Below are 11,538 nucleotides of genomic sequence, written 5' to 3'. Positions count from 1 at the left end.
CTAGCGCTCCTTCACCTTGTTCAGGTATTTGACGTAGATGTTGGTGATCGCCAGGATCATGATCAGCACGATGTAGGCGAGCGCGCAGGAGCGCCCGGTCTGCCATTCCTGGAACGCCATCTTGTAGAGCCGGATCGAGATCACCTCGGTGGTTGGCTGGCTGGTCAGGATGTAGGCAAGATCGAAGGTCTTGAACGCCTCCATGGTGCGAAAGATGATCGCGATCATCAGGATCGGCGCGACCAGGGGCAGCGTAATGCGAAAGAACGTATAGAACGAGCCGGCGCGGTCGATCGCGGCCGCCTCGTAGAGGTGCTTCGGCACCGCCGACAGGCCGGCGAGCGACAGCAGCATGACGAAGGGCGACCACATCCAGATGTCGGTGATGGCAACCGCGTAGAGCGCCATGTCGGGGTTGGACAGCCACTCGAAGGAGCCGAGGCCGAGCGTATAGTTGATGATGCCGAAGGACGGATCGTAGAGCAGTTTCCAGAACAGGCCGACGACAGCCATCGACAGCATCATCGGCAACAGCAGCAGCGTGGTCAGCAGGCCCTTCAACGGGATATCCCGGTTGAGCAGCAACGCCACGCCGAAGCCGACGATGACCTGGCCGACCACGGAGACGATGACATATTTGGCGGTGATGGCGAAATTCGACCAGATGAACGGGTCATTGAGCAACTCGCGGTAATTCTGCAGTCCGACGAAAGTGGCGGCGGCGGGGCTCGACGCGCGAAAGTCGGTGAACGAATAGCCGAGCGAATAGAGCAATGGAAAGATGTTGAAGACGATCAGGAAAACGATCGTCGGAATGATGAAGACATTGCGGATCGTGAGGTCGCTCATGCCGCGTGCGGCGGAGCGCGACTTGGGATCCAGCGTGGTCATGACTGCAGTGGCCAAGGGCCGTTCCTCCGGAAAAGAAGACGGAAGGGGCGGGCTCCCGCCCCCTCCGAGCGTTAGTGCCGTTTACTTCACGCGGTTGTATTTCTTGAACGTCGCGTTCCAGTCCGCGGCGAGCGCATCGAGCACTTCCTTGGCCGTGCCCTGATTGCCGGTGATGTACGGATAGACGCGTTGGTTCATCTGGATGAGCAGCTCGGCATATTCCGGCGTCGCCCAGAAGTCCTTCACCTTGAACATGGTTTCGTAGAAGGCCTTGTTGTAAGGCGTGGCGTTCTGGAATTCAGGCGACTCGAGCACTTTGGCGCTTGCCGTGTAACCGCCGAGTTCCGCCCATTTCTTCTGCGTCTCGTCCTTGATGAACCATTCCAGGAACTTCATCGCCTCTTCCTGATTCTGCGAATAGGAGATGACGGAGATGCCCTGGCCGCCGAGCGCGGCGAACTGGTCGCCGTTCGGTCCTGGAGGGTTGGCGAAGAAGCCGGTGACCTTGGCATTCGGGTTGGAGGCTTCGTTGATCAACGCCGGGAAGAAGGCGAAGTAGTTCATGCTCATCGCCGCCAGGTTCTCGGTGATCGCCTGGTTGTCCTCGATGAAGAAGCTCTTGGCCCAACCAGGAGGGGTGAAGGAATAGAGCTCCTTGTAGGCCTCGAGCGCCTTGACGTTCTGCTCGGAGTTGATGATCCCGTCGACCTTGTAAGTGGAATAGTCGCCAAGTTCGCCGCCGAAGGAGAAAATGGCGTTCTCCACGCCCATCACCAGAGCATCGTACGAGTTATCGGTGTAGATGGCGACGCCGTAGCGCTTCTCGTCGGGACGGTGGAAGAATTCAGCGATGTCGCGCAGCTGCTTCCAGTCCTTCGGCACGCCGAGATCGTAGCCGTACTTGGCTTTGAAGGCTTCCATTTCCTTCGGGTCTTCGAACCAGTCCTTGCGATAGGACCAGCCGACCGCGTCGCCCTCGGCCGGTATCGACCAGTATTTGCCGGAGTTGGACGGATATTCGGCGTAGTATTTCACCGTCGCCGGCGCCATCACTTCCTTCAGATTGTGCTTGTTGAAGAAGTCGGTGAGGTCGACATAGTGGCCTGCCTCGGAGGCCGCGCCAATCCACTGCGAATCGCCGACGACCATGTCGTAGGCGCTGCCCTTGGCGTTGAACTCGGTGAACGCCTTGGTCTGGAAATCCGGCCACGGCGTCGTTTCGACCGTGACCTTCACGCCGCTCTCGGCCTCGTAAAGGTTGACGAGTTCCTGCAAATAATTCGCCGGATCCCACTCAGCCCAGAAGATGGTGAGTTCCTTATCCTGCGCGTAGACAGACGTTCCGCAGGCGAGCACTAAGCCGATACCAGCAAGCATGCTGGTCATTGTCTTGCGCATGATGATTTCCTCCCTTGTGCGCATTCTACCGTATCATCCGAGCCGGCGGCGAGGCCGGCCCTGGTAGTTCCTTCCGTGATGGCGCCGTTCCGGTTTTCGAGCCTCCTCGCCCAACCGGAAATGGATCGCAGCCCTCACTTTCGACCCGCTATATTGTCCTGATCTGGTATTACCAATTTCGGACGCACGTCAAGCTCTTTCTTGGACGATGGCAGGGCCTCAGACAAGCAGATTCCAGCAACATCTGTCTGTTTTTCTTAAATTTTCCTACTCGTTGATACGCAAGACCCTTGTTCGCGCTACGAAACGCCGACTATTGTCAGTAGTAGGCATCCCCATCTGGTCGAACCAGATCGATACTATTCCGCAGCTGTCGCCGGCGCAGGTCTGTTTCCTCCAGCCATCGATTCCATCACTGCAGCCCGCACCAGCGCGCCGGCTGCCCATTGCGCTACCGACATCATCTTGCGGCTGTCCAGCCCCCAAATATCCTTCAGCACGATCAGCACTTCGACGCCGAAGATCAGCGACAGGGCCTGTGCCAGGCGCTTGAATTCGCGTGGCGGCAGCCGGTGCTTGAGCGGTGCGATCGCGTCCTTGAGCAGATCGATGCGATGGCCGCGCGTGAAGGCCGGCTCGCCGTCCAGCGTGCCGGCCTGCCGCCGCGCCCACTGGTCGAGCGACAGCTTCAGCGCCGCCTTGAACGTCGCCTCGAAGGCTTCGATGCGTGGCATGGCCGTGTCGAACAGTTCGACGACGCGACGCTCCGGATCGGCCGAGGCCGATTTCCAGGTGAGGATCGGCCCGAGCCCTTCGTCGACCACCGCCTGCACCAGCGCCGCCTGGCTTGGAAAATACCGATAGGCGGTGGCGCGGGAGACTTCCGCCGCTTCGGCGACCTCGCTGACCGAGGGCGTGGCGCCCGCCTGCATCAGCCTTGTCGCCGTCTCCAGCATCAACCGCCTTGTGCGGGCGCGCGGCCCGCGCGCCGCTGCAGAACCGGCATCGTCGGGCACTGTCACTGGTTGACGTGAGACATTCATGTCAATATGATACGCACGTCTCAAAAAATTGCAATGGCCTTTCGCGCTGCCGAACGGCCGGCGCAAAAGAGCGGCCGGCAGCAACGCCGAGTGCGCCTCGAACCGGGGAAACGCAATGAAACGCGTCTATGTGGTGGGCACCGCCGACACCAAGGGTGAGGAACTCGCCTTTCTGGCCGATGCGGTCGCAGCCACCGGTGCTGCTGTCGCCCGCGTCGACGTCGGAACGCGCAACGCGACCGTGCCGGTCGATGTCTCGGCCGAAGAGGTCGCCGGCCACCATCCCGACGGCAGCACTGCCGTGCTGGGCGTCGACGACCGCGGCACCGCGGTGGCGGCAATGGCCATCGCCTTCACCCGGTTTGTCCAGTCGCGCACCGATATATCAGGCATGATCGGCATCGGCGGCGGTGGCGGCACTTCGATTATCACATCAGGCATGCGCGCGCTGCCGCTCGGCCTGCCCAAGATCATGGTCTCGACGCTCGCCTCGGGCGACACCGCGCCTTATGTCGATGTCTCCGACATCGTCATGATGCCGTCGGTGACCGACATGGCCGGCCTGAACCGGCTGTCTCGCGTCGTGCTGCACAACGCCGCCCAGGCGATAGCAGGCATGGCTGCGAAACCGGCGCCGCTCCCCGACGGCAAACCATCGATCGGGCTCACCATGTTCGGCGTGACCACGCCATGCGTGACTTCCATCGCCGACGAGCTTCGTTCGACCTATGACTGCATGGTCTTCCACGCCACCGGCACCGGCGGCCGCACCATGGAGAAGCTGGCCGACAGCGGCTTGCTGTCCGGCGTCATCGACATCACGACGACAGAAGTCTGCGACCTCCTGTTCGGCGGCGTGCTGCCGGCAACCGAAGACCGCTTCGGGGCGATCGCCCGCACCAGGCTGCCCTACGTCGGCTCGGTCGGCGCGCTCGACATGGTGAATTTCTGGGCGCCGTCGACCATACCGGAACGCTTTAGCGGGCGGCTGTTTTACGAGCACAATCCGAACGTGACGCTGATGCGCACGACGCCTGACGAAAGCCGCAGGATCGGCGAATGGATCGGCGCCAGACTGAGCCTCTGCGAAGGTCCGGTCCGGTTCCTCATCCCCGAAAAGGGTGTCTCGGCGCTCGACGTCGAAGGCGGCGCTTTCTTCGACCCTGAAGCCGATGCAGCACTCTTCGAGGCCATCGAGCGCACCATCATGCCGGATAACACGCGTCGCGTGATCCGCTTGCCGCTGCACATCAACGACCCCGAATTCGCCAAGGCTGCGGTTGCGGCTTTTCTCGACATCGCCAGACAGTGAGAGACGAAGCCATGCCCGCCATACCGCGCAAGAAGATCCTGGAAAAGTTCCGCAAAATGATTGCCGGCGGCGTGCCGATCGTCGGCGGCGGCGCCGGCACCGGGCTGTCGGCCAAGGCCGAGGAGGCCGGCGGCATCGACCTGATCATCATCTACAATTCCGGCCGCTACCGCATGGCCGGCCGCGGCTCGGCTGCCGGCCTGCTCGCCTATGGCAACGCCAACGAGATCGTCAAGGAAATGGCCTATGAGGTGCTGCCGGTGGTGAAGAAGACGCCGGTGCTGGCCGGCGTCAACGGCACCGATCCCTTCGTCATCATGCCGCTGCTGCTGGCCGAGCTAAAGACGATGGGTTTTTCCGGCGTGCAGAACTTTCCGACCATCGGCCTGTTCGACGGCCAGATGCGGCAGAGTTTCGAGGAAACCGGCATGGGCTTCGGGCTCGAGGTCGACATGATCGCCGCGGCACACGAACTCGATCTGCTGACGACGCCCTATGTATTCAACCCCGATGAGGCGCGCGCCATGACCAAGGCCGGCGCCGACATCGTCGTCGCTCATATGGGGGTAACCACCGGCGGCTCGATCGGCGCGACGTCGGCCAAATCGCTCGACGACTGCGTGGCGGAGATCGACGCCATCGCTGAAGCGGCGCGTGCCGTGCGCAAGGATGTCATCCTGCTTTGCCATGGCGGGCCGATCTCGATGCCGGACGATGCCCGCTACGTCCTCGAACGCTGCAAGGGCCTGCACGGCTTTTACGGGGCAAGCTCGATGGAGCGGCTGCCGGCGGAAGCGGCGATCGCTAGGCAGACTGCCGATTTCAAGGCGGTCTCGCTGGAGCAGCGGACCCAAAAGTCGGAGCCGGTTTTGGGAAAATCCGATGCGCAAACGAAAAAAAGCGGCGCCAAGACGACCGCGAAGAAAAAGAAGGGATGAGACGATGACCGACAAGAGCAAGGTGTTTGTCTACCCGAAGGATGTCAGCGCCTTCGGCTTCGACTGGGGCAGGCTGTCGTTGACGGTGGCTCCCGAAGTGAACGGCGCCACGCGCTTTTCCGGTGGCGTCGTCGACCTTCCGTCCGGCAAAGGCCACACACGCCACAATCATCCGGGTGCGGAAGAGATCATCTTCGTCATATCAGGCAATGGCGAGCAGATGGTCGAGGACGAGGACGGCAATCCGGTCGTTGAGAAGGTTGGCCCCGGCTGCACCATCTATGTGCCGGAAAGCCGCTTCCACTCGACACTGAACACCGGCGATGCGCCGATGCAGCTTTTCGTCGTCTATTCGCCGGCCGGGCCGGAACTGGCGTTGCGCGACCTGCCGGATTTCAGGCTGCTGCCGCCGGGCGCGTGACCTTTTTCTCGGGCAGCGCTGCCCCTCATTGCCCTGCCGGGCATTTCTCCCCGTAAACGGGGAGAAAGGTCGCCCTCGGGGAGAAGGTGCCGGCAGGCGGATGAGGGGCGGCGCCGCCCATTGCGAGAGATTATGCCACCCCGCCTCTGTTCCAGCCCCTGCCCCGATCGCCGAACATGACGCAGCCGCTATCGGTGACCGCCACCGTGTCCTCCAGCTTGATGAAGCCGCGCGTCGGGTGCAGCATCGTCGTCTCGACCGAGAGCACCATGTTTTTCTCCAGCGGCTTTTCGGCATAGGTGCCCTCATAGGTCACCGGGTGATTGGTCATCAGGAACGGCGCTTCATGGGTGATCAGCCCCATGCCGTGGGCGAAGAAATCGGTATACGGCGCGACGTTCGACGCTTTCAGCACGCCTTCCGCGTAGGATATCATCTCACCACCCAGCGTGCCGGCGCGCACCATGGAAAAGGCCGCCTGCTGCACCGCCTCGACTTCGGCCAACAGATCCTCGAGTTCGGCATCCGGCTCGCCCAAAATGCCCATGCGGCAGAGGTCGCCGATATAGCCGTGATAATTGCCGCCGGAATCGATCGACATCACCTCGCCCTTCTTCCAGGCCTGCGGCGAGCCGGCGCGGTTGTGGCTGGAGCCGAGCGTCAGCAGGCAATATTCGAAATGCGCGCCGCGATTGGTCTCCTCGCGCCGCAGCTGCTCGATGATCTCGGTCTTGGTCGTGCCTTCGCGGGCCCAGGCAATGGTCGCCAGCATGGAATCGGTGATCAGTTCGGAGGCGATGCGCAACTTCTCCAGCTCCGCATCCGTCTTGATCGCCCGCATCCGCTCCAGCATATCGGTCGCATCGATCAGCCTGGCATCCGGCAGCGCCTTGCGGATCAGCGTGTAGGCATCCGACGGCAGGAAAGCCGGCTCGATGCCGATGCGGGCGTCGCCCTTGCCGATTTTCGCCAGGTGCTCGACCGCGAGATTGGCGGCGTCGAGCGTGCCCCAGCAGGCGGCGTGGAAGGTCGGCGTCCAGAACGGGTTGTTCTGGTGCTCGGCGCCCTCCATGCGGTTGCCGATATAGGCGGCGTGGTCCGGGCCGCCCTTCTCGTAGACCACGATAGGCAGATAGCGGCTGTGGCCGATCGCATCCATGGCAGCGAAGAAGATGAACTTGTAGCCGCCAAGCAGATACTGCGTGTTGTGCTTGGAGGTGGCGAGCAGCACATCGATGCCGGCTTCCTCCATCAGCCGGTCGACCCTGGCATGATCGAACGGGATGGTGCTGACGGCATTCTTGCCCGGAACGACGTTCATCTTTCTCTCCCTGAATTCCCTGACCGGCCGATCGGATCGCGGCAGTCTCCAGTCTGGTCTTACCGAGACAAGTCTGGTCCTACCAGATAAGGTCGGATTGAACCGCTTCCCTGTAACTGGTCCAGCGGACGAAATTTTCAAAGCCACATGAGGATGCGCCAAATCCGTCGCTGGCGAAACCCTCGGCAAGGCTCATAATCACCCTTGCAAGGATGCCGTCCGGCGTCCGAGGGTAGTGGCCACCCGGCCGAGTGGCTGAGAGGGACGGAGTTCGATCATGTCAGAGGTCACAATTTCCAGACGCAGCGTGCTTGCCGGTTCGGCACTCCTGCTGGCTTCGACGGCGCTGCCGACGATCGGCTGGGCACAGACGCCGAAGAAAGGCGGGCGACTGGTCGTCGCCGCCGATTCCGAGCCGCGCAACCTCAATCCGGCGATCGTCGCGTCCAACGGCGTGTTCTTCATTGCGAGCAAGATCCTGGAACCGCTGGCCGAGGCGTCCTTTGAGGGCAAGGACGGGCTCGACCCGCGCCTGGCGACAAGCTGGGAGGGCGCCGCGGACGGCTTGTCGGTAACGTTCAAATTGCGCGAGGGCGTCAAATGGCATGACGGCAAACCCTTCACCTCCGCCGACGTCGCGTTCTCGGCGCTGCAGATCTGGAAGCCGCTGCAGAATCTCGGCCGCACCGTGTTCAAGGATCTGGAGACGGTCGACACGCCGGACGAACTGACGGCGGTGTTCAAATTCGCCAGGCCGACACCATTCCAGCTGATCCGCAACGCCTTGCCGGCGCTGACCAGCGTGGTGCCGAAGCACATCTACGAGACAGGCAAGATCGAGGAGAACCCGGCCAACAATGCGCCTGTCGGCACCGGCCCGTTCAAATTCGCCGAACACAAGCCAGGCGAATATTACCGGCTGGAGAAGAGTGGGGACTATTGGGGCAAGGACCAGCCTTACCTCGACGAGATCATCTATCAGGTGCTGCCCGACCGCACCTCGGCGGCAAGCGCGCTCGAGGCCGAAGAGATCCAACTCGCCGCCTTTTCCGCGGTGCCGCTGGCCGATCTCGACCGCATCTCAAAAGTGCCTGGCCTCAAGGTGATCACCAAGGGTTATGAGGCGCTGACTTATCAGCTCGTCGTCGAGATCAACCATCGCCGCAAGGAACTGGCCGACCTGAAGGTGCGCCAGGCGATCGCCCACGCCATCGACAAGGATTTCGTCGTCAAGACGGTGTTCCTCGGCTACGCCGCCACCGCCACCGGCCCGGTGCCGAAAAACGATCCGCAGTTCTATACTGCCGATGTGCCGACCTATGCCTTCGACGTGGCCAAGGCCAATGCCCTGCTCGACAAAGCCGGCTACAGCAAAGGCGACGACGGCAAGCGCTTTTCGGTGAAGCTGCTGCCGGCGCCCTATTTCAACGAGACCAGGCAGTTCGGCGACTATCTGCGCCAGGCGCTCGCCGCCATCGGCATCGACGCCCAGCTGGTCAACAACGACTCGGCCGCGCATATCAAGGCCGTCTACACCGACCACGCCTTCGACCTTGCGGTCGGACCGCCGGTGTTCCGCGGCGATCCGGCGATCTCGACCACCATCCTGGTGCAGAGCGGCATTCCAGACGGGGTGCCGTTCTCCAACCAGGGCGGCTACAAGAACGACGAACTCGACGCCCTCATCGCCAAGGCGTCCGAGACGCTCGACCCCGCCGCGCGCACGGAACTTTACAAGGAGTTCCAGAAAAAGGTCGCAGCCGACCTGCCGCTGATCAATGTCGCCGAATGGAGTTTCATCAGCGTTGTCAGAGACACGGTGGGGAATGTCGCCAACAACCCACGCTGGGCGGTGTCGAACTGGGCGGACACCTGGCTGGAGGGGTGAGCTGCGGGTTAATTGAGATTGACCTTCGCCAATAGGTGAAGTTGGTAATGTCCGTGCTCGACGATACCCCCCTCTGTCCTGCCGTGCCTAGGCTCGGCATTTCTGTTGATCGGCCCAAGCAGCCGGCGCCGCCATGACCCGCGCGCTTCTCCTCCTTCGTCGTCGCCTCGTCGGCAGCGTCTTCGTGCTGCTGATTGTCGTGATCGGCACTTTCCTTTTGCTGGAAGCCGCCCCCGGTGACGCGGTCGACGCCTACATCGTCTCGACCGGCGGCGACGCCGGCATGATCGAATTGCTGCGCCATCGTTGGGGCCTCGACCAGTCGGCGCTGACGCGGCTGGCGACCTATCTCTGGGCGCTGCTGCATCTCGACCTCGGCCAGTCGGTGACCTTTTCGCGGCCGATCCGCGACGTCATCCTCGAGCGCCTGCCCAACACGCTGCTGTTGATGGGCAGCGCCACCGCGCTCTCCTTCGGCCTCGGCTCTGCGCTCGGCATCTATGCCGGCGCCAAGCCCGGCGGCTTTCGCGACCGCTTGCTGTCGATCGGCTCGCTGGCGCTCTATGCCGTTCCCGGCTTCTGGCTCGGGCTGGTGCTGATCATCGTCTTTGCCGTCGACCTGCGCTGGTTCCCGATCGGCGGCATCGAGCGCATCGCGTCGGGCAAGACCGGCCTTGACCGCGCGGCCGATATCGCCCGCCATCTCGTCCTGCCGGTGTCGGCACTCGGCTTCATCTATCTGGCACTCTATCTGCGCATGATGCGCGCCGGCATGGCCGAGGTCTGGCGACAGGATTTCGTCCTCGCCGCCCGCGCCAAGGGGCTCTCCCGCCGCCGCATCGTGCTCGCCCACGTCGCCCGCAACGCGCTGTTGCCGCTGGTCACTATGCTCGGCCTGCAATCGGCGCAGATGCTCGGCGGCAGCGTCGTCATCGAAAGCGTCTTTTCCGTTCCCGGGCTCGGCCGGCTGGCGCAGGAAGCGGTGGCAGCGCGCGACACGCCGCTGCTGCTTGGCGTCATCCTGGTCAGCGCCGTTCTGGTCATCATTATCAATCTTCTCGTCGACATCGGCTACGCCTTCCTCGATCCGCGCGTCGGCTCTAGCGAGGCCAGCGCGTGAGCGCGCTTCGCCGCTTTCTTCGCACGCCGGAAGCGGTCGCCGGCGCGATCATCCTGGTAGCGTTGTTCGCCATGGCGCTGACAGCGCCTTTGTTCTTTCCCGGCGATCCGCAGGCCATTGCCGGGCCGGCATTGCTGCCGCCCTTTCAGGACTGGTCGCTGCCGCTCGGCACCGACCGGCTCGGCCGCGACGTGCTGGCCGCGCTTCTCCACGGCGCCCGTACCTCGCTGGCGGTCGGGCTGGCGGCGGCAGCCACAGCCCTTGCCGTCGGCGCAATAGTCGGCACGCTGGCCGGCTTTGCCGGCGGCCTCGTCGACGAGGTGCTGATGCGCATCACCGACGCCTTCCAGACCGTGCCGAGCTTCCTGCTGGCGCTGGCTTTCGTCAGCGTCGTCGGGCCGTCGCTCGGCGTCGTCGTTGCGGCGATCGCGCTCGGCGCCTGGACGGGGCCGGCGCGCGTTGCGCGAGCCGAAGTGCTGTCGATCCGCGAGCGCGATTTTGTCGCCGGCGCCCGCGTCATCGGCATGCATCCGCTGGAGATCGCCTTGCGCGAAGTGCTGCCCAACGCATTGCCGCCGGTGCTGGCGCTGTCGTCGGTGATCGTCGCCGCAGCGATCCTCACCGAAGCGGCCCTCTCGTTTCTCGGCCTCGGCGACCCAAACCGCGTGACCTGGGGCGGCATGATCGCCGAGGGTCGCGCCGTGCTGCGCACCGCGCCCTTTCTGTCGATCATTCCGGGCGTGGCACTCGTGCTGACCGTGCTCGGCATCTATCTCGCCGGTGAAGGCGTCGTCGAAACGGCTGCGGTGAGAAGGAGCCTGTCGTGACGGCGCTGCTTTCGATTCGCGATTTGACGGTGACCTATCGCCGCGACGGCAGCGAGGTGGCGGCGCTGAACCATGTCACCCTCGATGTCACCGCCGGCGAGCGCTTCGCCATCATTGGCGAGAGCGGCTCGGGCAAGAGCACTCTGGCGCTGGCCGTCGCCGGGTTGCTGCCGGGTTCTTCCAAGGTTGGAGGCTCGATCGAGTGGTTTTTGCCATCCTTTGGTGCCAAGGCACCCCCCTGGGGGGGGGGGGGGGGGGGGGGGGGCGCGGCCCGGGGGGGCCCCCCCCCCCCCCCCCGCCGGGGGGGGGGGGGGGGGGGGACAGACCGCCGGGGGGGGGGGGGGGGCGCGCGGGCCGGACACCGCCGGGCGCGCGGGCG

11 protein-coding genes are annotated in these 11,538 nt (G+C 63.6%); 7 read left to right on the top strand and 4 right to left on the bottom strand.

Annotation, left to right across the window (positions count from 1 at the left end; translation table 11 throughout):
- The 3 genes from AC0L2B_RS02140 to AC0L2B_RS02130 form a co-directional block, all read right to left on the bottom strand.
- Window positions 1–906, bottom strand: a complete 906-nt coding sequence (locus AC0L2B_RS02140; protein WP_473743972.1) for a carbohydrate ABC transporter permease — start codon at window positions 904–906, stop codon at window positions 1–3.
- Window positions 907–972: 66 nt separating this feature from the next.
- Window positions 973–2,289: an extracellular solute-binding protein gene (locus AC0L2B_RS02135; protein WP_023797333.1), complete on the bottom strand. Its 1,317-nt coding sequence runs from the start codon at window positions 2,287–2,289 to the stop codon at window positions 973–975.
- Between the two features lie 359 nt (window positions 2,290–2,648).
- A complete protein-coding gene (locus AC0L2B_RS02130) occupies window positions 2,649–3,332 on the bottom strand; it encodes a TetR/AcrR family transcriptional regulator (protein ID WP_473743970.1) in 684 nt (227 codons plus the stop codon).
- Window positions 3,333–3,447: 115 nt separating this feature from the next.
- Between AC0L2B_RS02130 and AC0L2B_RS02125 the strand changes: the two genes are divergently transcribed.
- Genes AC0L2B_RS02125 through AC0L2B_RS02115 form a run of 3 tightly spaced genes read left to right on the top strand, consistent with a single transcriptional unit; the run spans window position 3,448 to window position 6,003 of the window.
- Window positions 3,448–4,644, top strand: a complete 1,197-nt coding sequence (locus AC0L2B_RS02125) for a Tm-1-like ATP-binding domain-containing protein (RefSeq protein WP_473743969.1) — start codon at window positions 3,448–3,450, stop codon at window positions 4,642–4,644.
- A gap of 11 nt (window positions 4,645–4,655) precedes the next feature.
- The gene (locus tag AC0L2B_RS02120) at window positions 4,656–5,582 is read left to right on the top strand and encodes a phosphoenolpyruvate hydrolase family protein (RefSeq protein WP_473743968.1); all 927 of its coding nucleotides are present in this window, start codon (window positions 4,656–4,658) and stop codon (window positions 5,580–5,582) included.
- Window positions 5,583–5,586: 4 nt separating this feature from the next.
- Complete coding sequence (locus tag AC0L2B_RS02115) at window positions 5,587–6,003, top strand: cupin domain-containing protein (protein ID WP_128170824.1); 417 nt, start codon at window positions 5,587–5,589, stop codon at window positions 6,001–6,003.
- A 130-nt stretch (window positions 6,004–6,133) separates the two neighbouring features.
- On the opposite strand, the gene AC0L2B_RS02110 is transcribed toward AC0L2B_RS02115, so the two are convergent.
- Entirely contained in the window at window positions 6,134–7,324 is a 1,191-nt protein-coding gene (locus AC0L2B_RS02110; RefSeq protein ID WP_473743967.1) for a M24 family metallopeptidase, read from the bottom strand.
- A gap of 277 nt (window positions 7,325–7,601) precedes the next feature.
- Here AC0L2B_RS02110 and AC0L2B_RS02105 point away from each other — a divergent pair, with 277 nt between their 5' ends.
- The 4 genes from AC0L2B_RS02105 to AC0L2B_RS02090 form a co-directional block, all read left to right on the top strand.
- Window positions 7,602–9,212, top strand: a complete 1,611-nt coding sequence (locus AC0L2B_RS02105; RefSeq protein WP_473743966.1) for an ABC transporter substrate-binding protein — start codon at window positions 7,602–7,604, stop codon at window positions 9,210–9,212.
- 133 nt (window positions 9,213–9,345) lie between these two features.
- Complete coding sequence (locus AC0L2B_RS02100) at window positions 9,346–10,332, top strand: ABC transporter permease (protein ID WP_473743965.1); 987 nt, start codon at window positions 9,346–9,348, stop codon at window positions 10,330–10,332.
- Window positions 10,329–11,159, top strand: coding sequence for an ABC transporter permease (locus AC0L2B_RS02095; protein ID WP_473743964.1), 831 nt, complete (start codon window positions 10,329–10,331; stop codon window positions 11,157–11,159). The genes AC0L2B_RS02100 and AC0L2B_RS02095 overlap by 4 nt, the downstream gene beginning before the upstream one ends.
- Window positions 11,156–11,538, top strand: a 383-nt coding sequence (locus tag AC0L2B_RS02090) for an ATP-binding cassette domain-containing protein (RefSeq protein WP_473743963.1), incomplete at its 3' end; no start/stop codon positions are given. The genes AC0L2B_RS02095 and AC0L2B_RS02090, both read left to right, overlap by 4 nt.

Source organism: Mesorhizobium sp. WSM4815, from assembly GCF_055811575.1.
Note: the sequence above shows the minus strand (reverse complement) of the source record. Positions and strands in the feature narration are given on the sequence as shown.